General features: G+C 75.8%; 17 protein-coding genes. 9 read left to right on the forward strand and 8 right to left on the reverse strand.

Going from position 1 to position 24,544, the window contains the following annotated elements; genetic code table 11:
- The first annotated feature begins 3 nt into the window (after positions 1 to 3).
- Positions 4 to 1,416, forward strand: coding sequence for a glucose-6-phosphate dehydrogenase (locus FS882_RS03470; RefSeq protein WP_158370834.1), 1,413 nt, complete (start codon positions 4 to 6; stop codon positions 1,414 to 1,416).
- On the opposite strand, the gene FS882_RS03475 is transcribed toward FS882_RS03470, so the two are convergent.
- Together FS882_RS03475 and FS882_RS03480 are read right to left on the reverse strand one after the other, a co-directional pair.
- The gene (locus FS882_RS03475; RefSeq protein WP_158370836.1) at positions 1,403 to 3,943 is read right to left on the reverse strand and encodes an ABC transporter permease; all 2,541 of its coding nucleotides are present in this window, start codon (positions 3,941 to 3,943) and stop codon (positions 1,403 to 1,405) included. The two genes, FS882_RS03470 and FS882_RS03475, sit on opposite strands and share 14 nt — an antisense overlap.
- A complete protein-coding gene (locus tag FS882_RS03480) occupies positions 3,943 to 4,737 on the reverse strand; it encodes an ABC transporter ATP-binding protein (RefSeq protein WP_158370838.1) in 795 nt (264 codons plus the stop codon). Before FS882_RS03480 ends, FS882_RS03475 begins: the two co-directional genes overlap by 1 nt.
- Positions 4,738 to 4,924: 187 nt before the next feature.
- Here FS882_RS03480 and FS882_RS03485 point away from each other — a divergent pair, with 187 nt between their 5' ends.
- Positions 4,925 to 5,368: a hypothetical protein gene (locus FS882_RS03485; protein ID WP_158370841.1), complete on the forward strand. Its 444-nt coding sequence runs from the start codon at positions 4,925 to 4,927 to the stop codon at positions 5,366 to 5,368.
- A 71-nt stretch (positions 5,369 to 5,439) separates the two neighbouring features.
- On the opposite strand, the gene FS882_RS03490 is transcribed toward FS882_RS03485, so the two are convergent.
- The 5 genes from FS882_RS03490 to FS882_RS03510 form a co-directional block, all read right to left on the reverse strand.
- Positions 5,440 to 8,568: an AAA family ATPase gene (locus FS882_RS03490; protein ID WP_158370843.1), complete on the reverse strand. Its 3,129-nt coding sequence runs from the start codon at positions 8,566 to 8,568 to the stop codon at positions 5,440 to 5,442.
- Positions 8,568 to 9,761, reverse strand: a complete 1,194-nt coding sequence (locus FS882_RS03495; protein ID WP_158370845.1) for an exonuclease SbcCD subunit D — start codon at positions 9,759 to 9,761, stop codon at positions 8,568 to 8,570. Before FS882_RS03495 ends, FS882_RS03490 begins: the two co-directional genes overlap by 1 nt.
- A gap of 94 nt (positions 9,762 to 9,855) precedes the next feature.
- A complete protein-coding gene (locus tag FS882_RS03500; protein ID WP_158370847.1) occupies positions 9,856 to 10,221 on the reverse strand; it encodes an STAS domain-containing protein in 366 nt (121 codons plus the stop codon).
- Between the two features lie 214 nt (positions 10,222 to 10,435).
- Positions 10,436 to 10,948, reverse strand: a complete 513-nt coding sequence (locus FS882_RS03505; protein ID WP_158370850.1) for an aminoacyl-tRNA deacylase — start codon at positions 10,946 to 10,948, stop codon at positions 10,436 to 10,438.
- A 10-nt stretch (positions 10,949 to 10,958) separates the two neighbouring features.
- Positions 10,959 to 12,605, reverse strand: a complete 1,647-nt coding sequence (locus tag FS882_RS03510; protein WP_158370852.1) for an ATP-binding cassette domain-containing protein — start codon at positions 12,603 to 12,605, stop codon at positions 10,959 to 10,961.
- Positions 12,606 to 12,868: 263 nt separating this feature from the next.
- Between FS882_RS03510 and FS882_RS03515 the strand changes: the two genes are divergently transcribed.
- From FS882_RS03515 to hrpA, 4 genes are all read left to right on the forward strand, one after another.
- Positions 12,869 to 13,285 carry a hypothetical protein gene (locus FS882_RS03515; RefSeq protein WP_158370854.1) on the forward strand — a complete coding sequence of 139 codons (417 nt, stop codon included), beginning with the start codon at positions 12,869 to 12,871 and terminating at the stop codon, positions 13,283 to 13,285.
- Positions 13,286 to 13,392: 107 nt separating this feature from the next.
- Positions 13,393 to 13,896: a hypothetical protein gene (locus FS882_RS03520; protein WP_158370856.1), complete on the forward strand. Its 504-nt coding sequence runs from the start codon at positions 13,393 to 13,395 to the stop codon at positions 13,894 to 13,896.
- Positions 13,897 to 14,183: 287 nt separating this feature from the next.
- Positions 14,184 to 16,916, forward strand: coding sequence for a glycoside hydrolase family 3 C-terminal domain-containing protein (locus FS882_RS03525; protein WP_158370858.1), 2,733 nt, complete (start codon positions 14,184 to 14,186; stop codon positions 16,914 to 16,916).
- A gap of 179 nt (positions 16,917 to 17,095) precedes the next feature.
- Positions 17,096 to 21,562 carry an ATP-dependent RNA helicase HrpA gene (hrpA, locus tag FS882_RS03530; RefSeq protein WP_158370860.1) on the forward strand — a complete coding sequence of 1,489 codons (4,467 nt, stop codon included), beginning with the start codon at positions 17,096 to 17,098 and terminating at the stop codon, positions 21,560 to 21,562.
- Positions 21,563 to 21,642: 80 nt separating this feature from the next.
- On the opposite strand, the gene FS882_RS03535 is transcribed toward hrpA, so the two are convergent.
- On the reverse strand, positions 21,643 to 23,031 hold the full coding sequence (locus tag FS882_RS03535; protein ID WP_158370862.1) for an MFS transporter: 1,389 nt from the start codon (positions 23,029 to 23,031) through the stop codon (positions 21,643 to 21,645).
- A 239-nt stretch (positions 23,032 to 23,270) separates the two neighbouring features.
- Here FS882_RS03535 and FS882_RS03540 point away from each other — a divergent pair, with 239 nt between their 5' ends.
- The 3 genes from FS882_RS03540 (at position 23,271) to FS882_RS03550 (ending at position 24,543) form a co-directional block, all read left to right on the forward strand.
- A complete protein-coding gene (locus FS882_RS03540; RefSeq protein ID WP_158370864.1) occupies positions 23,271 to 23,864 on the forward strand; it encodes a DNA-3-methyladenine glycosylase I in 594 nt (197 codons plus the stop codon).
- 95 nt (positions 23,865 to 23,959) lie between these two features.
- Positions 23,960 to 24,169 (forward strand): ribonuclease PH, encoded by a 210-nt coding sequence (locus tag FS882_RS03545; protein WP_262348041.1) that lies wholly within the window; start codon positions 23,960 to 23,962, stop codon positions 24,167 to 24,169.
- Positions 24,166 to 24,543 (forward strand): hypothetical protein, encoded by a 378-nt coding sequence (locus FS882_RS03550; RefSeq protein ID WP_158370866.1) that lies wholly within the window; start codon positions 24,166 to 24,168, stop codon positions 24,541 to 24,543. Before FS882_RS03545 ends, FS882_RS03550 begins: the two co-directional genes overlap by 4 nt.
- The last annotated feature ends 1 nt before the right edge of the window (position 24,544 follow it).

Consider the following 24,544-nt stretch of genomic DNA (forward strand, 5'->3'; position numbering starts at 1 on the left):
GGCATGGCACCCACGACGCCGGTCGAGACGCCGGTCCTGTTCGTCCTGCACGGCGCCCGCGGCGACCTCGCCGAGCGCATGGTCTACCCGGGCCTCGCCCAGCTCGCCTCGCGCGGGCTGCTGCCGGAGCGGTGGGCGCTCATCGGCACCGGCCGCAAGCCCATCGGCGACGACGAGCTCGCCGACCTGGTCCGGTCCTCGCTCGAGGAGCACGGCGAGCCTGGGCACGCCGACGCCCTCGACGGCCACGTGTCCTACGCGCTGACCTTCACCGAGGACGACCCGGGCGAGCTGGTGGACGCCGTGCGGGACGCCCGGCGCGACCTCGCCGGCGGTGACGACGGGGACGTGACCGTCGTGCACTACCTCGCGGTCCCGCCGTCGGCGTTCGCCCCGACGACCCGCGCCCTGCGCGCGCACGGGATGGCCGAGGGCGTCCGGGTGGTCTACGAGAAGCCGTACGGCACCTCCCCGGAGTCGTTCGAGGAGCTCGACGCCCTCGTGCACGAGGTGCTCGACGAGGACCAGGTGTTCCGGATCGACCACTTCCTCGGCAAGGAGGCGACCCAGAACCTGCACGTGCTCCGGTTCGGCAACGAGCTGTTCGGCGGGGTGTGGAACCGGCGGCACGTGGCGCAGGTGCAGGTCGACGTCCCGGAGACGCTGGACGTGGCCGACCGGGCGGACTTCTACGACGAGACCGGGGCCGCCCTGGACATGCTCGTCACGCACCTGTTCCAGATCGCGGCCGAGGTCGCGATGGAGCCGCCCGCCGCGCTCGACGCGGACCACCTGGCGACGGCGCGCGAGGCTGTGATCGGCTGCTTCCGCCCGCTCGACCCCGCCGAGGTCGTCCTGGGCCAGTTCGACGGCTACCGGGACATCGACGGCATCGCCGACGACTCGACGACCGACACGTTCGTCGCCGCGCGGCTGTGGGTGGACAACGACCGCTGGCGCGGCGTGCCGTTCCTGCTGCGGACCGGCAAGCGCATGGCGGTGTCGGCGCAGCGGGTCACGCTGGTGCTGAAGACGCCGGACGAGCTGTTCGGCGAGCCGGCCGGCCCGGGCCGCATCAGCCTGTCGCTGGCGGGCGACGGCGCCATCGACATCACGACGACCGTCAAGCAGCCAGGGCCGGACCTCCGACTCGCCACCGGGACCGCGTCGCTGGGGCTGGACGACGTCGAGCCCGGCGACCCGATCGCGCCGTACGCGTCCCTCCTGCACGACGTGCTGGTGGGCGACCGGACGCTGTTCACCACGCCGCACGGGCTGGAGGCGGCCTGGCGGGCGTTCGCCCCGCTGCTGGGGCCGGACCGGCCCGAGCCCGAGCCGTACGCGCCCGGTTCCTGGGGCCCCGCCCGGGCCGACGACCTCGCCGGCCCGGACGGGTGGGTGCTCACTCGTAGCTGACGGCGTCCAGCACCCGCATCCGGGCCGCCCGGGTGCCGGGCCACAGCGCGGCCAGCACCCCGACGACGACGGCCAGCCCGAGCATGCCCACCAGGTTCCCCCACGGGATCACCAGCTCGGACAGGCCGTCGTCGGCGTACACGGACGGCAGGGCGGACGCGAGCGCCACCCCGACCACGAGACCGACGACGGTGCCGAACACCGCTGTCAGCACGGACTCCACCGTGACGGTGCCGGCGAGCTGGAGCCGGCCCAGGCCCACGGCCCGGAGCAGGCCGATCTCCCGGGTGCGCTCGATGACGGACAGGGCGAGCGTGTTCACGATGCCCAGCACCGCGATCACGACCGAGAGCCCGAGCAGCGCGTACAGGATCACCAGCACCTGGTTGACCTGGTCGGCGATGCTCGACACGAACTCGTCCTGGGTCAGCACCGAGACGACGACGTAGGGCGCCACGGCCGCGGTCACGGCGTCCTTGAGCGCGTCGGCGCCGACCCCCGGGGCGGCGTCGACCGCCAGGAGGTCGACCATCTGCTGCTCGGGCGGCACCAGCGCGTCCAGGACCTGGGTGCCGACGACCACCGGGGCGCCGATCACGTTGCTGGTGAACACCGCGCCGATCGTGACGTCCCGCGGGCCGGTGGCGCCGGCGATGCGCAGGGTGTCGCCGACGGCCCACCCCTGGTCGTCCGCCGTCGACTCCTGGACAGCGGCCTCGCCGTCGGCGAGCGACGCCAGGTCGCCGTCGATCGTCTCCGCCTCGATCGTGGTGTCGAACAGGTCGTCCCGGGCCCCGGCGACGTACTGCGTCCCGGCCTCGTCGCCGTCCGAGGACACCTGGAGCGGCGCGAACGCGAACGCCGCCGTGTCCCCGACCTCCGGGAGCGCGTCGACGTCGGCGATCACGCCCTTCGGCAGGTCCCGGGTGGCGGACTGCAGGACGAGGTCGGTGTGCAGCTGCGACTCGACGACCCCGGCGACCGAGGCCTGCGCGGAGGCCGCGATCACCGACACGCCGCCGACCAGCGCCATGCCGATCATCAGCGCACCCGCCGTGTTGGCGGTGCGGCGCGGGTTGCGCACGACGTTGCCGCGCGCCAGCCGGCCGACGGGCCGGAGCAGCCGCACGACCGGCCACGCGAGCGTCCCGACGACGGTCCGCGCGAGGCTCGGCGCCAGCATGAGCACGCCGACCAGGACCCCGGCGGCGCCCGCCCCGAGCGCGGCGTCCAGCGTCTCCTCGCCGGTGTTCAGGACGGCGGCGAGCACCGCCGCGGCGCCGAGGCCGGTCAGGAGCGTGCCGAGGACCGCGCGCACCCGGATCGAGCGCTCGGGCACCGCGACGTCGTCGCGCATCGCCTCGACCGGCGGCACCAGGGCGGCGCGGCGCGCGGGCACGGCGGCGGCGAGGACGCTGACCACGGTACCGACGACCAGCGAGACGCCGATCGTCGCACCGTCGACCGGGATGTCCCCGGCCAGGTCCATGCCCATCGCCTCGAACACGGACTTGAGCCCCTGCACGAGGCCGAGCCCGCCGGCGATGCCGAGCGCGGAGCCGATCAGGCCGACGACCGCCGCCTGGACCAGGATCGAGGCGAACACCTGCGCCGGCGACGCCCCGACCGCGCGGAGCAGCGCGAACTCGCGCATCCGCTGCCGGACCGACATCGCGAAGGTGTTGGAGATGATGAACGCGCCCACGAACAGCGCGATCGCCGCGAACACCAGCAGGAACGTCGTGATGAAGCCGAGCATCTCGCCGATGGCGTCCTTGTTCTCGTCCCGCAGCTCCTGCCCGGTGACGACCTGCAGGTCGCCGGGGACGAGCGGGGCGATGGCGTCGACGAGCTCGGCCGGCGTGGTGCCGTCCTCGGCGTAGACCGCGATGTCGGCGACGTCGCCGTCGGGCGCGAACAGCGCGTAGCCGGTGCCGGGGTCGACCACCACGAGCGTCGCGCCGGCCATGGGCGCGCCCATGTCGAACCGGCCCACGACCTCGGCGTCCGACAGCTGCCCGCCGAGGACGACCTGCGTGCTGTCGCCGACCTCGAGGCCCGAGGAGGCCAGCGTGGCCGTCTCGAGCGCGATCTCGCCCGGTCGCTCCGGGCCGCGGCCCTCGACCACGTCGAGCGACGGGTCGTCCGGCAGGTAGGAGAAGACCAGGCTGGGCGCCTGCGTGCTCTGGACGGCGGTGCCGTCCGCGCCGACGAGGACGATCGAGCCCTGCGCCTCGGGAATCGCGTGGGCGACCCCGTCGAGGGCGGCGATCTCGTCCGCGAGCGTCATCGGCACCGCCGGGCCGGCCGTGGTGCCCTCGACCACCGACGAGCCCTCGGCGGGCTCCGCGCGGACGTAGGCGTCGCCGGGGGTGCCGGCGTCGACGATGCCGTCGAAGGTGCTCGACATCATGGTGCGGAGCGAGAACGTGCCCGCGACGAAGGCGACGCCCAGGGCGACCGCCAGCAGGGAGAGCAGGAACCGGACGAGGTGGGCGCGGATGCCGCGCAGCGCCACCCGCAGCATCAGCGCCGCCCGTCGGCGGCCGCGACGGCGACCGGGGCGGCGGCACCGGCCGGGACCGGGCGCAGGGCCGCGAGCGCGGCGAGGACGGAGTCCGGGGTGGGGTCGGCGAGCTCGCCGACGAGGCGCCCGTCCGCGAGGAACAGCACCCGGTGCGCGTAGGACGCCGCGGTCGGGTCGTGGGTCACCATGACGACCGACTGGCCCAGGTCGTCGACCGAGCGACGCAGGAAGCCCAGCACCTCGCCCGAGGAGGTCGAGTCGAGGTTGCCGGTCGGCTCGTCCGCGAACACCACCGAGGGCCGCGACACCAGGGCGCGCGCGCAGGCCACGCGCTGCTGCTGGCCTCCGGACAGCTCCGTCGGCTTGTGTCCGAGCCGGTCCGCCAGGCCGACGGCCTGCACCACGGCGTCCAGGTGCGCCCGGTCGACGGGGCGGCGCGCGATGTCCAGCGGCAGCGTGATGTTCTCGAGCGCCGTCAGGGTCGGGACCAGGTTGAACGCCTGGAACACGAAGCCGAGGTGGTCGCGGCGCAGCCGGGTCAGCTTCCGCTCGTTCATCGCGCTGACCTCGAGGCCGTCCACCACCACGGTGCCGGCGTCCCCGCGGTCCAGGCCCGCCATGCAGTGCATGAGGGTCGACTTGCCGGACCCCGACGGGCCCATGATCGCGGTGAGCTCCCCGCGCCCGAAGTCCACGTCGACGCCGTCGAGCGCCCGCACCGCCGCTTCACCCGTGCCGTACGTCTTCACCAGACCGCGCGCGCTCGCGATCGGCGTGCCGTCGTTCGTGGCCATGATCCCCATCCCTGGTCGTGGTCGCTCCCCTGCCAACCTGTGGATCGTCCCGCTCTCCCCTCGCACGCGGGCATCCGGGAGCACCCTGGTCCGTCCCTGATCCCGTCCCCGAGGGACCGAGGTCCCGACCCGCCCCGACTGTGGCGCGGGTCACACCCTCGGCCTACGCTGGTCGCGAGGTGCTCCGATGGCGTGGTGGCTGGTGCTCTGGCTCGTGCTGCCGGCGCTGACGTTCGCCGTCGTGCTCAGGCTGATCCCGGGGGCGGAGTCGTCGCCGCGACGGAGCGCTGCCCGCGAGCGGCGCCGCGCCCGGGTGGCAACCGTGCTGGACCGGGTGGCCAGCCGTGTCCGGCACGGGCGGCACGGCGGGCCGCCCGCCCCCGACCCCTTCGACGCGCTGCACGTGCAGGTCCGGCTGGGGATCGTCGCCGACCACCTCCGGCGTCTCGAGGAGGACACCCACGCGTGGGCGCGGGCCGAGCGCATCATCGCCAGCCAGCTCGCCTACGACGCGCTGCTCGCGGAGGCCTGCCGGCTCGCGGGGGTCGAGGTGCTGCCGCGGGCCAAGGGCGACCCGTGGGAGCGGATGCGGGAGGAGGTCGAGCTGGCCTCGCGCGGCTGGACCTGGTGACGCGCGGCTCGGCGCGGCTGCCGGCGGGCGACCGCGGTCGGGCGGCGGCCGCGACCGGGCGATGGCGACCGTCAGCCGGCCACCACGGTCAGCGTGCTCGACCCGTCGACCCGCCGGCGCACCTCGATCCGCTCGGCCACCGCCTGCTTGAGCGCCTCCACGTGCGACACCACCCCGACCACGCGGCCGCCCGCGCGCAGCCGACCGAGCTCACCGAGCACCGCGTCCAGGGTGTGCGGGTCGAGCGTCCCGAAGCCCTCGTCGATGAACAGCGTGCCGAGCTCGACGCCGCCCGCCTCGGCGGTGACGACGTCCGCCATGCCGAGCGCCAGGCACAGGGACACGTAGAACGTCTCACCCCCGGACAGCGTGCGGGGGTCGCGGGCGGCGCCGGTGGTGTGGTCCACCACCCGCATCGCGAGCCCGGTGCGCCGGGTGCGGACGTCCTCGCGCTCGTCGCTGCGCTCCAGCTCGTACCGGCCGTCGGACATCTCCCGCAGCCGGTCGTTCGCCGCGGCGACGACGTCCTCGAACCGGCGCACGAGCACGTAGGTCGCGAGGGACAGCGCGCGGGCGTTGTCGGCGTCCGCGCCCCCGGCGAGGCGGGCCATGCGGGTCACCGGGGCGGCCTGCTCCTCGGCCGCGGCGAGGGCGGCGGCGGACCCGGTGACGTGCCGCGCGGCGTCCGCGGCGCGCGCCGCCCGGTCCCGGACGGAGCCGAGCCGCGCGCCGGCGGCGTCCGCCGCGCCCACCGCGTCGGCCAGCGCCTGCTCCAGCTCGGCCACCTCGGCGGCGAGGGCCCGCGGGTCCCCCGCCGCGAGGTCCGCGAGCTCCGGGTCGCGGAGCCCCTGCTCGACGCGCGCGACCGCGGTCCGGTACGCCTCGACCGCGCGCTCGGTCACGGCGACGTCGGCGGCCTCGGCGACGGCGGCGCGAGCGGCCGCCTCGTCGCCCAGGTCCTGCTCGGCGAGCACGCGGGCGACCTCGGCGTCCCGGTCGGCCACCGCGCGGGCGGCGGCGGCCCGGCGGTCCAGCGCCGCCAGGACCCCGTCGGCGGCGTCGACCCGCGCCTGCTCGGCACCCTGACGGGCCAGCACCGTCGGGTGCCCGTCGCGCGCCGCCTCGACCTCGGCGGCGTCCCGGGCGAGGTCCTCCTCGACGCGGACGAGCGCGTGGCCGGCGGCGACGTGCTCCTCGCCGAGCGCGGCGCGGGTCAGCCGCAGGTCGTCGGTGACCCGGTCGTGCTCGGCGACCTCCGCGCGGAGGCGGTCGCGGGCCGCCTCGGCGTCCCGGGCACCGGCCAGGGCCACCCGGGCGCGGTCGACGGCCGCCGCGGCCTCGGCCCCCTGGTCCGCGCGCAGACCGCCGGTGCGCTCGCGCAGGGCCGAGCACCGCTCGGTCCGCCCGACGACGCGGACCTCGGCGGCACGCACGGCGTCCTCGGCCGCCCGGCGCGCGTCCTCGGCCGCCGCCACGTCCTCCTCCGCCACCGGGGCGTCGCCCAGCGGGGCCGGGTGCGGGTGCTCGGTGCCGCCGCAGACCGGGCACGGCTCCCCCGGCACCAGACCGGCGGCGAGCTCGCCGGCGAACCCGGCGAGGCGCGCGCGGCGCAGGCGGGACTCCTCCTCGACGGCGGCGACCGCGGCGTGCGCGGCGGCCGCGCGGGCGTCCGCGGCGACGGCGAGCTCCGCCTCCGCCGCGGCGAGGTCACGGACCGCCGCGGCGACGGCCTCGGCGTCGGCCAGGTCGCGCGCGCGGGTCGGGACGGTCCCGGCGAGAGCGGTGGCCGCCTCCAGGTCCGCGACGAGCGCCGCCCGGCCGTCCGGTCGCACCGCGAGCAGGTCGTCGGCCTCGGCCATCGTGCGCGTCCGGGTCGCCTGGACCTCGCGCAGCCGGTCCCGGTCGCGTGCCCGCTGGGGGAGCGTGCGCTCGAGCCCGACCACCCGCGTGAGGGTGGCGACGAGCGCGGCGCTCGTCGCCCGCACGGCGGCGAGCGCGGCGGGCAGTCCCGCGTCCGCGAGCGCCGCCTCCGCGTCCGCCGGGGCGAGCCCCGCCGGTGCGGCGTCGAGCGCGGCCCGCAGCTCCTTGTCCGCGCCCGCGAGCGCGCCCCGCGCGTCGTCCAGGCCGCGCAGGACCGGCCGGGCCACGGCAGCGCGCCGCGCCCGGTCCACCCGCGCCACGTCCGCGGCGTGCTGCTCGGCGGCCTCGGCCAGTCGGGCGCGCTCCTCCTCCAGCGCCGCGCGGCGCCGGACCAGCCGCAGCCGGGCGCCCGCCCCGTCGGACGCGGCGCGGGCCTCCGCCACGCGGGCCGCGGCGGCGTCGGCGGCGGCGCGGGCGGCGACCTCGTGCGCGTGCAGCGCGGCGAGCCGGTCGGCCACGAGCGGGGTCAGGGCGGTGACGTCCTCCGCGGCGGCCGCGCGCAGCGCCGCGACGCCCTCCTCGTCCGCCGCGGCCGCGCCGGCGAACCGCGCAGTGCACTCCTGCACCTCGGTCCGGGCCTCGGCGACGGCGCGCTGGGCCTCGCGGCGCAGCTCGTCCAGGCGCTGCTGCACCCGCTCGTACACCTCGGTGCCGAAGATCCGCTGCAGCAGCCCCCGCCGCTGCTCGGGGTCCGCGCGCAGGAAGGCGGCGAACTCGCCCTGGGGCAGCACCATCGTCTGCACGAACTGGGCGCGGTCCAGGCCCACCACCCGGGCGAGCTCGGCGCCGGCCTCGTCGAGGCGGGTGGAGAGCAGCTCACCGGGCGGGTCGCCGACGTCCGTGGCCGCGCGCTCCGCGCCGCCGTCGGCGCCCGGGACGTCGTCCGCGAGCGGCACAGGAGCGCTCTCCGGCGCCGCGGTGAGCCGCCACAGCTTGACGGTCGCCTGCTGCTTCGCCCGGCCGGTGCCGCGCTTCTTGGCCCGCTCGTAGGCCGGCGTCCGGCGCACCCGGTACACGCCGGACCCGGTCTCGAACACCAGGTCCACGACCGTCTCCACGTCGTCCGCGGCGAACGCCGACCGCAGCCGGTCCTCGCTCGCGGACGCCGAGGCGACCTTGCCGTACAGCGCGAACACGACCGCGTCGATGACGGTCGACTTGCCCGCCCCGGTCGGCCCCTCGAGGAGGAACAGGCCGCCCGCGGACAGCGCGGCGAAGTCGACGGTGTGCCGGCCGGCGAACGGGCCGACCGCCTGGATGGTCAGGGTGTGCAGCCGCATCAGGCGCTCCGCTCCGCGGCGACGACCTGCTCGTAGGCGCGGCGCAGCACGGCGGCCTCCGCCGCCGTGGGGCGGGACCCGCTCACGTGGTGCACGAACTCGGCGGCGACCTCCAGCGGGTCGCGCGCCGCCGTCACCTCGGCGACCCGCGGGCCGGCCTCCCGGGCGGGCGGCTGGTGCTGCACCACGAGCGCGTGGGGGAACCGCGCCCGCACGCGCCGGTACAGGTCGGCCGGCCGGTGCGCGTCGGTGACGGTGACCCGCACCCAGTCGTCGACGTGCGGCTCGCCCGCGGCCCCGAGCAGGTCGTCGAGCGGGCCGGTCAGGTCGGTGAGGCGGCGCGGCACGGGAAAGGGCACCAGCCGGACCGCCGGGACGCCCGTCGCGCCCAGCTCCACCAGCACGGTCGACTTGGCGTGCCGGGCCTCGGAGAACGAGTACGCGAGCGGCGAGCCCGAGTACCGCAGCACGGTCGGGCCGTCGCCGTCGCCGACCCGCTGCGGGCCGTGCAGGTGCCCGAGGGCGACGTAGTCCACGCCGTCGAACACCGCGGCGGGCGCGTGGTCCACGCCGCCGACCCGGATGTCCCGCTCGGACTCGCTGGCCGCGCCGCCGACCACGAAGGCGTGCGCGAGGACCACCGACCGCGGCGCGCCCCGGCCCGTGGCGGCCGCCTCGGCCGTCCGCGCGGTCAGGTCCGAGCGGACCCGGTCCATCGCGGCGCCGAGCACCGCGGCGTGCGAACGCGGCAGCGGGCCACCGGCACCCGGGTCGGCCAGCGCGTGCCGCGCGGCGTCGGGGTCGAGGTACGGCAGGCCGTAGACCAGCACGTCGTGCCCGTCGCCCGGCAGCACGACCGGCCGTGCGAGGTCGTCCAGCCGCGCGAGCACGCGGACGCGGTCGCGCATGAGGTCCGCCCCGAAGCCGAGCCGGATCGCCGAGTCGTGGTTGCCCGGCGTGACGACCACCGCGGCGTGCTCGGACAGCCGGCGCAGTGCGTCGGACAGCTGGGCCACCGACTCGACCGGCGGGATCGCGCGGTCGTACACGTCGCCCGCCACCAGCACCGCGTCCACCCGCTCCTCGCGGACCACGTCCACGAGGTGGTCGAGGAACGCCTGCTGGTGCGTCGTGAGGTCGACGCCGTGCAGGGTGCGGCCCAGGTGCCAGTCGGAGGTGTGCAGGAGCCGCATGCGTCGAAACTAGCCGCCACCACCGACATCCCCGCGCACCGCCCGCGTCGCCTGTGGACGACGGGCGTGGCGCCCGCGCCGGTCCCGGGGGTCGTCAGGCGATCGCGCGCTCCGGCGCCGGCTCCGGCTCCGGCTCGAGCGCGAACTCCCCGGCCATGCCGAGCATGTCGAGCTTCTCGAGCACCTGCCGGTGCGGGTCGCGCAGGGTCAGCCCCTGCCGGGTCTCCCCCGCCGCCAGGTTGAGCTGCAGGACGAACGCGAGGCCGGACGAGTCGATGAACGTCACGTCCTGCGCGTCCACGACCACGGGCGCCGGGCTGGCCAGCGCCTGGGCCATCGACATGCTGGCCTCCGCCCGCAGCGCGCCGTCGACCTCGCCCCACAGCCGGACCACCGTGCGCCCGTGCGCGGCGGTCACGTCGATCCCCCCGACGGGGGCGGGATCCTCGGTCAGGTTCATGTCCTCGTTCTCTCCAAGTCTGCGTGGGGCCGCCCGATCATGGACCCCCGAGCACGTCCGCGCATGCCGAGCGCGTCTCGCGGGGTCCGCCGGTGTTCGACCGGTGCGTTCTCCGCCGTGGACAACGCGCCCGCGGGCCGCTTCGTTCCCCGATCCGAGGATCAGTTCTTGACCGGACCTTGACCGTCCGGTCGGGATCGCGGGGGCGGGCCCGTCAGGCAGCGTCCTCCGGCAACGGCTCCGTCACGTCCGCCACCGTCGCGCCCAGCACCCGCACCAGGTCGTCGCCGTCGACGCGCGCACCGACGCCGTGCCCGCCGCCACCGATCGACGCGGGCCGGCCGGGCACCCGCTCGTCGGCCACGACCGGCCAGGCGCGCAGCGACCCGAACGGGGTGATCGTGCCGCGCTCGTAGCCGGTGACCTCCCGGGCCGTGGCGGCGTCCGGCATGGACATCCGGCTCACGCCGAGCAGCGCCCGGAGCTTGGGCCAGGAGATCGTGCGGTCGCCCGGGACGAGCACGAACAGGTAGTCGTCGTCCCCCCGGCGCACGACCAGCGTCTTGACGATGCCCGACGGGTCGATCCCCCGCGCAGCCGCCGCCTCGGCCAGCGACCGCACCGGGCCGTGCCGGACGATCTCGTGCGCGATGCCCGCGGCCGCGAGCGCCTGCGCGGCGCGCCGCTCGCCCTCGGTGGCCCCGCCCTGGTCCTGCTCGCTCGTCATGCCCGCCACCCTACGAGCCGCCCCCGACACGGAACCGGCCGTCCACCACCTCGGCCGTCGTCCCGTGCCACGTCCGGCGCAGCCACCGGTCGTGCGACGCGACCACCACAGCGCCCGGCGCCGCCCGCAACGCGTCCGCCAGCTCGTCCGCGAGCGCGAGCGAGATGTGGTTCGTCGGCTCGTCCAGCAGCAGCACGTCCGGGGCCTGCGCGACCAGCAGCGCGAGCACCACCCGTCGCCGCTGCCCCACCGACAGCTCGCGCAGCGGCCGGTCGACGTCACGCGCCGCGACCAGCCCGAGCTCGGCGAGCGGCACCGCCCCCGGAACCCCGGCCGTCACCAGGCCGTACACGTCCCGGGGCGTGCGGGGGTCGTCCGCCAGGCCGACGTCCTGCTCGAGCAGCGCGACCCGGACGTCCTGCGCGCGGCGCACCGTCCCCGCGGCGGGCACCAGGTCGCCCGCCAGCAGGTGCAGCAGCGTGGACTTGCCCGACCCGTTGGCCCCGGTGACCAGGAGGGCGGTGTCCCGGTGCACGTCGAGCGCGTCCACCCGCAGCCGGCCCGGCACCTCGGCGCCGCGGACGGCGAGCGCGGCGCCGTCGCCCCGGCTGCCGCCGGTGAGCGCCCCGCGGAACCGCAGCGGGCGCGGCGGCCGGGGCACGGGATCGGCCTCGATCTCGTCCAGCCGGCGCCGTGCGTCGCGGACCCGGCGCGACACCTGCTGCTCCACCCGGTCGCCCGCGCGGCCGTAGGCCATCTTGTTCCGGTCGGCCATCTCCCGCCCGGGTGCGAGCGTCCGCGCCGCCCCGCCCTCGCCCAGCGCCAACCGGAGACCGGCGACCTCGTCCTGCTCGGCCGCCCACCGCTCCTGCCACCGCTCGCGGGCGGCCTGCCGCGCCGCGCGGTAGTCCGCGTAGCGGCCCCCGACCACCCGCGGCCCGCCCAGGACCGGATCGAGGTCGAGCACCTCCGTGACCACCTCGTCCAGGAACACCCGGTCGTGGCTGGCCAGCACCACCGCGCCGGGCAGCGCCGCGAGCGCAGCCGCCAGGAAGTCCGCTGCCTCGTCGTCCAGGTGGTTGGTCGGCTCGTCCAGCAGCACCGCGCGCGGCCGGCGGACCAGCACCGCGGCCAGCGCGAGCCGGGACCGCTGGCCCCCCGACAGCGTCCCGCTGGGTCGACCCGGGTCGACCCCACCGAGGCCCAGGCCCGCCAGCACCCGCTGCGCGCGGGCGTCGGCGTCCCACACGCCGACCGCCGCGGCGCGGGCCAGGGCGTCGTCGTAGCGACCGGCGGCCCCCGGGTCGTCACCCGCGAGCGCCGCGGCGGCGTCCTCGAGCGCGGCCGCCACCGCGTGCACCTCGGCGAGCGCCGCGCCCAGCACCTCGTCGAGCGTCGCGTCCGGCCCGAACGGCGGCTCCTGCGCCAGGTGCACGAGGTCGGCAGGGCGGTGCACCGCGCCGGCGTCCGGCTCCTCGACGCCGGCCAGCAGCCGCAGCAGCGTCGACTTGCCGATCCCGTTCTCCCCGACCAGCCCGAGCCGGTGCCCCGGGTCGACCGCGACGGACAGGTCGGTCAGCACCCGGCGGTCGCCGTAGGCGCGGGACACGCCGACGGCCCGCAGGACGGGCGCGGGTGCGGGAGGGAGGGCTGGCACGGGGATCACCACCGGCTGCCGACGCGCGCGGTGGGCACCGCGGGAGGTCGGCGGGGAGTCGGGACGGGGACTCGGGGCCGGTCAGATCCGCATGGTGGCGACGGTACGCGCGTGGTGGCGCCCCGCGCGAGGGATATGCGCGGGCTCAGGGCAGATCGGCACCTACCCGGGCCGGAAAGCCCCTTCGGGGACGTTCGTGCGTCCCTAGCGTCGGCCGGGCGGGTCGCCGACGCGACCCCCTGCGCAGCGCGGCTGGAGCGAGCATGGTCCGGAACCGTCCCGTCCCCTCGACCCTCGACATCCCGGTGCGTGGTGGCAGGCATCGGCGCGTCGGCGTCCTGACGGCCGCCGCGCCCGCCCTCGCGCCCCTGCTCGCCACCGCCGGCCCGGCCGGGGCCGCCCCGGGGGAGGACGCGGGTCACGTCGCCGACGAGGAGGGCGAGGACGTGCGCTCGGGTGGCGGCGCCGGCGCCACCCATACCGAGCAGGCCGGGCCGGCCGTCGCCCGCGACGCCGCACCCAGCGGTACACCGGACTCGTCCGGGCGAAGCCCCTCCTCGACCGGCGCCGCGCTGGCATGGGCGGCGGCCGCCGCAGAAGCCCTGCTGCTCGCCGGGGGGACGGCGCGCTTCCTCTCCCGGGACCGGACGGGGTCTGACACATCCACCGACGGGTCCTGACCGCCGTGACAGGCCCGGAACGGAGCGCTCGCCGGGACGTGCGCCTGCGTGCCTGGCTCCTGCGTCGGTACGAACACCCGCCGTCGGCGCGCGGGCAGCGCCGACGGGTGCGGCTGGCAGCCCTCGTCCTCGTCGTGCTCTACGCCGTGGTCGGATGCCGGGCCGAGTCCGCCCGCACCTGGACCCAGGTCGACATCCTGCGCGACGCCCTCGCCGACGGTGCCTGGGACCACCGGACCAAGAGCACGATGAATGTGGGTTCGGGTTTCGTGGACAACATCGTCAGGGGCGCGTGGGGAGTCGCGAAGGTCCACCAGACCCCCGAGGAGGTCCTGGACAACCTCGCCGCCGGCTCGCGCGCCGCCGGGATCAGCCCACCCCTGTGCGTCACGCTGGACGCCCGCAAGCGGGCCGACCTCACGAGCATGCGCCCGGACGCCAAGTACGCCACATACGCCTGCGAACCCATCCGCCACCGACGCGCCTTCGGCTGGCTCCTCATCATCCCCTACGGCAGGAACGAGGCCGGCAGACCGAACACCCAGGTGCAGTACGGCCTCGGCCCCAACGCCGGCGGCCTCCGCCTCTTCTACCGCTGGCCCGACGGATGACCGACCTCGCGTGCTCCACCCGCGCGCCTTCCACATCGTGACCCCCCACGATCCGTTCCCCGGACACCCGCCCCGCCTCGCGCCCGGGGTCTCCGTCGGCGCGCGGATGCCCCCGACCCGCGACCCCGGAGGCCAGTCCCCCGCCGCCCCCGCGCGACCGCCCCCGCGCCCCGGTTGCCCCCGGCAAGCGCCCCTTGACCGTCACCCGAACGGGTGACCTACTGTCCCGACGACGCGACGGCCGGCCGCAGGACGCACGGGCGGCCGCGATCCCAGGGGGTTCGACGATGCACCCACGTTCCCGGCGCGCAGGCGCGACCGCGGTCCTCGCGGCACTGGCCCTGACCGTTCCCGTCGGAGCCGCCGCGGCGGCCTCGCCCGACGACGATCCCGCGGTCGAGACCGCGGTCACCGAGGCCCTGCAGGAGGGCCGGTCGTTCCCGTCCGACTTCTGGTGGGACGAGTCACCGGACGACACGGCCCGGGCGCGAGCGATCCTCCGGCAGATGACCCTCGACGAGAAGGTCAACATGATGCACGGGGAGCTGAACAACTTCTTCGGCTTCTACAACGCCCCGATCGAGCGGGTCGGCATCCCGGCCCTGACCATGGCCGACGGGACCGCGGGCGTGCGGATCGCGAACCCCGACGTCAACGGCAAGCTGTCCACCCAGCTGCCGTCGCCGCTCGCGCTGGCCGCGACGTGGGACGGCTCGCTGGCGCAGGAGTACGGCCGGCTGGCCGGCGACGAGGCGCACCGCACCGGGCACAACGTGCTGCTCGGGCCGGCGCTCGACATCGGGCGCGTGCCGCAGGGCGGTCGCAACTTCGAGGGCTTCGGCGAGGACCCGCTGCTGTCCGGGACGATGGCCGCCGCCGAGGTGCGGGGCATCCAGTCGAACCCGGTGATCGCCGACCTCAAGCACTACAACGTCTACACGCAGGAGCAGAACCGGCTGATCGGGGGCAACGCCGTCCTCGACGAGCGGACGCTGCAGGAGATCTACACCCGGCCGTTCGCGATCGCCCAGGCCGACGGCCGTGCCGGGTCGGCGATGTGCTCGTTCAACGGCATCAACGGCGTCCGCGGCTGCGAGAACGACGAGACGCTGAACCAGATCCTCAAGCAGCAGCTCGGCTTCCAGGGCTGGGTGATGAGCGACTACGGCGCCACGCCGAGCACCGTGCAGGCGGTCCTGGCGGGGATGGACCAGGAGATGCCCGGCAACTTCACCCCCGAGGTCGGGCCCGGTGACTGCTTCTTCTGCGGGCCGCTGCTCGACGCGGTGCGCGCGGGCCAGGTCCCGGTGTCGCGGATCGACGACGCCGTGCTGAGGATCCTGCGGCCGATGGTCGCCCTCGGGCTGTTCGACAACCCGCCGACCATCAGCCCGCTGCCCGAGGACGCGAACTCCGCGTTCGCGCGGCAGGTCTCCGAGCGGGCCTCGGTGCTGCTCAAGAACGAGGGCGCGCTCCCGCTGGGCGCGAACGTCGGGTCGATCGCCGTCGTGGGCGCCGACGCCGACGTGGTCGTGCAGGGCGGCGGCTCGTCGCTGGTGAACCCGACGCGGACGATCAGCCCGCTGCAGGGCATCCAGGACCGCGTGGGCGCGGGCGTCACCGTCACGCACACGCCGGGCACCGACCCCGTCACCTCGGCGTCGCTGCTGGCCGGACCGGACCTCATCCCGTCGGACTTCCTGACCTCGGCCCTCGGGGACGGCGCGGGCGTCCGCGTCGAGTACTTCGACAGCGACGACCTCTCCGGGTCCCCCGCGGTGGACCGCACCGAGCCGTACGCGGGCATCAACGGCGGGTTCTACCTGTTCGAGGGGCTCAACTCGCAGTCGCCGCACTTCCCGCTCCAGACCAACGAGCACACGGCGTCGATCCGGTGGACCGGCACGCTCACCGCACCGGTGAGCGGGACGTACGAGCTCGCCGCCACCACCAACGGCACCAGCACCGTCTACCTGGACGACCAGCCGGTGCTGACCACCGGCCCGTCCGGCGACCCCGCCGCGGTCACCACGGCGCCGGTCGAGCTGACCGCCGGCCAGACCTACGCGCTGCGGGCGGAGTACACGAACGACTCCCCGGGCGGCACCGACGCCGGTGCCGTGTTCCGGCTCGGCTGGACCCCGCCGGAGCCCGTCGTCACCCCGAGCGTCCAGGCGGCCGCGCAGGCCGCCCGGTCCGCCCAGGCGGCGGTCGTCGTGGTGCGGGACTACTCCTCCGAGGGCGGCGACCGGCCCAGCCTCGACCTGCCCAACGGCCAGGCCGAGCTGATCCGGCAGGTCGCGGCGGCCAACCCGCGCACGATCGTCGTGCTCGAGGTCGGCAGCGTCGTGCAGACGTCCGACTGGGACGCCGGTGTCGGCGCCGTCCTGCACAACTGGTTCGGCGGGCAGGAGCAGGGGGCCGCGGTCGCCGGGATCCTGTTCGGCGACGTCAACCCGTCCGGCCGGCTGCCCGTCACCATCCCGGTCGACGAGGAGTCGACACCGGTCAGCGACCCGTCGCAGTACCCCGGCGACGGACTCGACCAGCAGTTCAGCGAGGGGATCTTCGTCGGGTACCGCGGGTACGTCGAGAACGGCATCACGCCGCAGTACGCGTTCGGACACGGCCTGTCCTACACCTCGTACGAGTACACGAACCTGCGCACCGCGGCCGTCCCCGGGCCCGAGGGCGGCACGCAGCTGCAGGCGACGGTGGACGTCCGCAACACCGGGGCGGTCGCCGGGACCGAGACCGTCCAGGTGTACGTCGGGAACCTGCCGACCCGCCGGGTCAGCAGCGCACCGGTGTCCCTGGCCGGCTTCGGCACCGTCACGCTCGCTCCCGGCCAGACGCAGTCCGTGACCGTGACGCTGAGCCCGGAGTCGCTGTCCTACTGGGACGTCGGCCTGGACGAGTGGCGCACGCCGACTGGCACCATCCCGGTGCTGGTGGGGGCGGCCTCCGACGACATCCGGCTCACGGGGCGCCTGGCGATCTCGGACGCGCTCGTGCGCTGAGCCGCCTGGGTCCCTCCGAGGTCGAGATAGGGCCTCCGGCACGAGGTAGGACCGTCCACGGTCCTACCTCGGCGCGGGGGCCCTATCTCGGCGTCCGGGTGCGACGGGGGTGGCGCGTGATCGCCCTGCGCGAATCGAGATCGCGTCACCGGGGGCCGTGCGGTGACAATGGACCGCCGATGACAGCCGCCGACCCCACCAGCCCCGCCCCTGCCCCCCGTCCCGCGAGCGGCGACGGCGGCGACGCCGCACCCGGGCGCCCCCGGCGGCGACGCGGCGGACGCGGGCGGCGCCCCGCCGGCGACGGCCGCGCGCCGGAGCAGCGCGGCCCCGACCAGCGCGCCCAGGACCCCCGCCGCGGCCGCGAGGCCCGCGCCCGCCGCCTGACCGCCCTCGCCGACGCCCGCCGCGCCGTCGTCCTCCCCCCGGTCGTCTACCCCGAGCAGCTCCCGGTGTCGGCCCGTCGGCGCGAGATCGCCGACGCGATCCGCGACCACCAGGTCGTCATCGTCGCCGGCGAGACCGGGTCCGGGAAGACCACGCAGCTGCCCAAGATCGCCCTGGAGCTCGGCCGCGGCCGGGACGGCCAGATCGGGCACACCCAGCCCCGCCGGATCGCCGCCCGCACGGTCGCGGAGCGGATCGCCGAGGAGCTCGGCACCACGATCGGCGAGCTCGTCGGCTACCAGGTGCGGTTCACCGACGAGTCGTCGGACCGCACGCTGGTGAAGGTCATGACCGACGGCATCCTGCTCGCGCAGATCCAGCGCGACCCGGAGCTGCGCGCCTACGACACGCTGATCATCGACGAGGCGCACGAGCGGTCGCTCAACATCGACTTCATCCTGGGCTACCTCGCCCAGCTGCTGCCGCGCCGCCCCGACCTCAAGGTCGTCATCACGTCGGCGACGATCGACTCGGCGCGGTTCGCCGCGCACTTCGCCGGCCCGGCGGACGCCGAGCACCCCGACGGCGTCCCGGCGCCGGTCGTCGAGGTGACCGGGCGGACCTACCCGGTGGAGATCCGGTACCGCCCGCTGTCCCCGGACCGGCCGACCGACGACCCGGACGACCTGGACGCCGACGACGTCCGCCCGCGCGCCGGCTCCCGCGGCGCCGCGTCGAAGGGCGCGAAGACGCCGCCGCCCGCCGAGGACCGCGACCTCATGTCCGCGATCTGCGAGGCCGTGGACGAGCTCGCGGCCGAGGGCCCCGGCGACGTGCTGGTCTTCCTGTCCGGCGAGCGGGAGATCCGGGACGCCGAGGAGGCGCTGCGCGGCCACCTCGGCGTGCGGGTGCAGGACGCCCGCCGCCCCGACGCGGTCGAGCTGCTGCCGCTGTACGGCCGGCTGTCCGCCGCGGAGCAGCACCGGGTGTTCCAGCCGCACGGCACCCGCCGGGTCGTGCTGGCCACCAACGTCGCCGAGACGTCGCTGACCGTGCCGGGCATCCGGTACGTCGTCGACCCGGGCACCGCGCGCATCTCCCGGTACTCGAAGGCCACGAAGGTGCAGCGGCTGCCGATCGAGCCGATCTCCCAGGCGTCGGCGAACCAGCGGTCGGGCCGGTGCGGTCGCGTCGCCGACGGCATCGCGATCCGGCTGTACTCGGAGGACGACTTCGGCTCCCGCCCGCGGTTCACCGAGCCCGAGATCCTGCGCACGTCGCTCGCCTCGGTGATCCTGCAGATGATCTCCGTCGGGGTCGCGACCGGGCCGGACGACGTCGCGTCGTTCCCGTTCGTCGACCCGCCGGACACCCGCGCCGTCCGCGACGGCGTCCAGCTGCTGACCGAGCTGGGCGCGCTCGAGACCGGCCCGTCGGGCACCCGGCTCACCGACACCGGCCGCGCGCTCGCCCAGCTGCCGATGGACCCGCGGCTGGCCCGGATGATCGTCGAGGGCGGTCGGCGGGGCGTCGCGCGCGAGGTGATGATCGTCGCCGCGGCGCTGTCGATCCAGGACCCGCGCGAGCGCCCCGTCGAGCAGCGCGCGCAGGCCGACCAGCTCCACGCGCGGTTCGCCGACCCGACGTCCGACTTCCTCGCGTACCTGAACCTCTGGCAGTACGTCCGCGACGCGCAGCGGGACCTGTCGGGCTCGGCGTTCCGCCGGCTGTGCCGGTCGGAGTACCTCAACTACCTGCGGCTGCGGGAGTGGCAGGACGTCGTCACTCAGCTCAAGGAGCTCGCGAAGCCCCTCGGCATCACGATGAACCCGCCGCGCCGCACCGACCGCGACCTCTCCGAGGAGCGGGACCCGGCGACGGAGGGCCGCGGCGCGCACCGGCTGGAGTGGGACGCCGACCGGGTGCACGTCGCGCTGCTGTCCGGTCTGCTGTCGCAGATCGGCATGCAGGAGGCGTCGGACCTGTCGGGTGCGTCCGCTCCCCGCGGCAAGGGCCGTAGTGACGGCGGCCGGACGCCCGACCGGCGCGGCCGCAACGAGTACCTCGGCGCGCGCGGCGCGAAGTTCGCGATCTTCCCGGGCTCCGGGCTGGCCAAGAAGCTGCCGGCCTGGGTGATGGCGGGCGAGCTCGTCGAGACCTCCCGGCTCTGGGCCCGCGACGCCGCGCGCATCCAGCCCGAGTGGGCCGAGGACCTGGCCGGGCACCTGGTGAAGCGGTCGTACTCCGAGCCGTCCTGGTCGTCCAAGCAGGGCGCCGCCATGGCCCTGGAGCGGGTCATGCTCTACGGCGTCCCGATCGTCACCGGGCGGCGGGTGCTGTTCGGCAAGGTCGACGCCGAGCACGCGCGCGAGCTGTTCATCCGGCACGCGCTGGTCGAGGGCGACTGGACCACGCACCACGCGTTCTTCGCCGAGAACCGCCGGCTGCTGCGGGAGGCGGAGGACCTGGAGGCCCGGTCCCGCCGTCGCGGCCTGGTGGTCGACGACGACGCGCTGTTCGACTTCTACGACGAGCGGATCCCGGACGACGTCGTGTCCGCGCGGCACTTCGACCAGTGGTGGAAGGGCGCCCGCCGGAGCGACCCCGACCTGCTGACCTTCACCCGCGAGCTCCTCGTGACCGACGAGGGCGGCGTGGACGAGTCGTCCTTCCCGTCGACCTGGCCGCAGGGCGACCTCGCGCTGCCGCTGACCTACCAGTTCCAGCCGGGCACCGACGCGGACGGCGTCACCGTGCACGTCCCGCTCGTCGCGCTGGCCCGGGTCCGTCCGGAGGGCTTCGACTGGATGGTCCCGGGGCTCCGCGAGGAGCTGGTCACCGCGACGATCCGCGCGCTGCCGAAGCCGGTCCGGGTGCAGCTCGTGCCCGCACCGGACGTCGCGCGCGACGTGGTCGGGTGGCTCGACGCGCACACCGCCTCCTGGGAGGACACCGTGCGGGCGGCGGACGCCGCGCCGTCGTACGAGACCGCCTTCGGGCAGGCCGTCCGGGCGCTCCGCGACGTCGTCGTGCCCGACGGCGCGATCGACCTCGACCGGCTGCCGCCGCACCTGCGGATGACGTTCCGGGTGTCGGACGACCGCGGCCGCGTGCTCGACGAGGGCAAGGACCTCGCGGTGCTGCAGCGCAAGCTCGCCGCCCGCACCCAGGACGCGGTGAGCACCGCCGTCAGGACCGCGGTGCGGGACGCGATGGTGGACGCGCGGGCGCGCTCGGGCGCGGCGGACGGCGACGGCGGCCCTGCCCCGGCGGCCCCCCGCGGCGGGTCGGCCGCCGTCCCCGGTCCCGGGGCCCGGGCCGCGACGCCCGCGCTGCCCGGCTTCGACGGCGCCGACCTCGACACCTGGCCCGCCGACCTGCCCGGCGGAGCGCTGCCGGAGCGCGTGGAGACGCAGGACGCGAGCGGGCTGACGGTGCGCGGCTACCCGGCGCTCGTCGAGCACGGCTCCGGGCCGGCGGCGACCGTCCGGGTCGAGGTGCTGGCCGACGCGGGCGACCAGGCCGTCCGGCACCGCCGCGGCCTGCGCCGGCTGCTGGTCCGCGACGTCGGGCTCGCCGCGGGCCGGATCACCTCGCGGTGGTCGGGCACCCAGGCGCTCACGCTCGCGGCCAGCCCGTACCCGAGCACCGAGGCGCTGGTCGCCGACGTGCAGCTCGCCGCCGTCGACCGGCTGCTGACCGAGCACCTCGCCGGTCGCCCGGCGACGGCCGTCCGGTCCGCCGACGCGTACGCCGCGGCGCGCGGGTTCGTCCGCGACCGCCTCGAGGACGCCGTGCACCGCGTGGTGCAGGACCTCGTCGCCGTGCTCGCCGCGGCGCGGGACCTCGACGGCGCCGTCCGCGGCACCCGGTCGCTCGCCCTGCTCGGCACGGTCCGCGACGTCCAGGAGCAGGCCGAGCGCCTCGTGCACGACGGGTTCGTCTCCGACACCGGCGCGGACCGGCTGCCGCACCTGGCGCGCTACCTGCGCGCCGCGGCGTACCGGCTCGACAAGGCGGCGGCCAACCCGGCGCGCGACGAGCAGCTCGCCTGGCAGGTCCGGGACCTGGAGCAGCTGCTCGGGCAGACCCGCGCGCGGGTGACGAGCCGGACCCTCGTGCCCGCCGACCTGGCGGCGCTCGACGACGCGCGGTGGCTGCTGGAGGAGCTCCGCGTGAGCCTGTTCGCCCAGCAGCTCGGCACCCCGGTCCCGGTCAGCGAGAAGCGCATCCGCAAGGCCCTGGCGGCGCTGGCCTGAGCCCGGCGGTCCGGCGGGCCTGCGGCCCGGTCTCCCTCACCCGGCCAGCACGCGCCGCACGGGTGCGGCGTGAGGCAGGGTCAGTCCGCGTGCGAGGACCTCGCGTAGTCCTGGTCCTTCGTCTCCTTCGAGAGGACCAGCGCGAGCAGGGTCAGCACGCCCATCGCCGACAGGTACACGCCGACGAGCCAGGTGCTGCCGTCGGCGGCGGCCCACAGGGCGAGCGCCACGATCGGGGCCAGCGCGGCGCCGAGGATCGACGACACGTTGTAGGCGACCGCGGAGCCGGTGTAGCGGACGTTCGTCGGGAACAGCTCGGGCAGCAGCGCGCCCATCGGGCCGAACGTCGCGCCCATGAGCAGGAACCCGAGCACCAGGAACGCCTGGGTCAGCGCGCCGGTGAACACGAGGTCGTCCCGCACGGTGAGGAACAGCGGGAACGAGAACCCGAACACGATGATCGCCGACGTGACCCCGATGAGCAGGCGCCGACGCCCCAGCCGGTCGGCCAGCGGGCCGGACAGCATCGTGAAGATCCCGAAGAACAGCACGCCGATGATCTGCATGAGCACGAAGTGCACGTACGGGATGCCCAGGCCGCCGGGCTCGCCGTCCTCCGGCGCGACGGCGCGGGTGCCGTAGGTGAGCGTGAAGTTCGTCATCAGGTAGAACAGCACGTAGGTCGCCAGCATGATGAACGTGCCGAGCAGGGTCTCGCGCCAGTGGAACCTGAGCGTCGTGCCGAGCGGCACCTTGGTGATGGTGCCCTTCTTCTCGGCCTGGGTGAACGCCTCGGACTCGACGAGCTTGAGCCGCACCCACAGGCCGATGATCACCATCACGGCGGAGAACAGGAACGGCACGCGCCAGCCCCAGGACATGAACGCGTCCGAGCCCTGGCCGAGGACGCCGTTGATGACGAGGAAGATCCCGTTGGCGATGATGAAGCCGAGCGGGGCGCCGAGCTGCGGGAACGTGCCGTACCAGGCGCGCTTCCCGGCCGGGGCGTTCTCGGTGGCGACCAGCGCGGCGCCCGACCACTCGCCACCGAGGGCGAAGCCCTGCGCGAGCCGCAGCACCAGCAGCGCGACCGTGGCGCCGACGCCGATGTGGCCGAACGTCGGCAGCAGGCCGATGAGGAACGTCGCGACACCCATGGTGAGCAGCGAGTAGACCAGCGTGGTCTTGCGGCCGCGGCGGTCGCCGAGGTGGCCGAAGAAGACCGCGCCGATCGGGCGGGCCACCATCGCGGCGCCGAACACCGCGAACGACGCGAGCAGCGCCGTGGTGTCGTTCCCGGTCGGGAAGAACAGCTTCGGGAACACGAGGACGGCGGCCGTCGCGTACACGTAGAAGTCGTAGAACTCGATGGTGGTGCCCACGAGGCTCGCCGCGATGACACGGGACGGCGAGTTGAGCGGCCGGGACGCGGCCGGCGGCGTGGTGGTGGGCACGGTGGTGGCTGACATGCGGGGCTCCTCGACGATCCGGGTGGCGCGGACCACCGGCGGTCGTCGGGGGTCGGCTCCAGGGTCGGCTCGGACGGGTCGGTGCTCCAGCGCCCGGCCGACCTTACGCCGTCTCACAGGTCAGACAAGTCGCGACCGGATGATGGACACCTCGACCGCTGTCGTCCCCAGCCGGGCGGGGCGGTGCGGGTTGTGGAGGACGGCCGCCGCGTGTCGGACACCTGCGGCAGAGTGGCGGCATGACGAGCAGCGACGCCCCCGCAGACCGCCGCCGGTGCTTCGGCGACGGCGACCCGCTCTACGAGCGGTACCACGACGAGGAGTGGGGTCGCCCCGTGCACGGCGAGCGGGAGCTGTACGAGCGGCTGACCCTGGAGGCGTTCCAGTCGGGCCTGGCCTGGATCACGATCCTGCGCCGCCGGGAGGGCTTCCGCGCGGCGTTCGACGGGTTCGACCCGGCCGTGGTCGCGGGGTACGACGACCACGACGTCGAGCGGCTCATGGCCGACACCGGGATCATCCGCAACCGGGCCAAGATCACGGCCGCCGTCGCCAACGCGCGCGCCCTGCTCGACCTGCACGGGCGCGGTCTCAGCCTCGACGAGGTGTTCTGGTCGGCGGCGCCGGTCGCGGCGGAGCCCCGGCCGCGACCGCGCACGTTCGCCGAGGTGCCGGCGGCCACGCCGGAGTCGGCCGCCCTGGCCAAGGAGCTGAAGCGGCTCGGCTTCCGGTTCGTCGGGCCGACGACCGCGTACGCGGCGATGCAGGCCTGCGGCGTGGTCGACGACCACCTCGCGGGCTGCCCGGTCGTCCTGGACCGCGCCGCGGGGTGACCGGTGATCGGGAGAAGCCTGGGCGCCCGGACCCGACGCACAGGTCGTCTAGGTCGATGTTGCCTTGAGTGTCTAGGCTGGGCCGGACTACGCTCGTGAAGCGGACGGCAGTGCTCCGGCGCCTGCGACGGGCGGCCCGCGACGCGGGCGTGTCCTACGAGGTCGTCGAGCTGACGAACCACACCGGCGTCGTCGTCGGCGGGGTGCGCTCCACGCTCGGGCGGCACACGGAGATCGACGACGTCACGGTGCGGAAGTTCTTCGACCAGTACGCGGCGGTGCTCGGGAAGGGGTGGTGGCGGTGACGCGGTACACGGTGACGGCCGAGCGCGGCCGGCGTTGGTGGGTGCTCCAGTGCGTCGAGCATCCCGGCGCCATCTCCGAGGTGGCCCGGCTCGACCAGGCCCGGGACGCCATGCGCGAGGTGATCGCGTTCGTCGCGCAGGTCGATCCCGTCGAGGTGGAGATCGACCTGCGGCCCACGGTCCCGGACGAGGTGGGCGCGCACGTGCGGACGGCGGCGCGCCTGCGCGAGGAGGCGCACCGCGCCAACCGGGAGGCCGCAGCGGAGTCACGCGCGGCGGCGCGGGTCCTGCGTGAGGCCGGGCTCTCCGTCCGCGACGTCGGGACGGTCCTCGGCGTCTCGCACCAGAGGGCTCACCAGCTGCTCACCCGCTGAG

This window comes from Cellulosimicrobium cellulans, assembly GCF_007679345.1.
Lineage (GTDB): Bacteria > Actinomycetota > Actinomycetes > Actinomycetales > Cellulomonadaceae > Cellulomonas > Cellulomonas cellulans_A.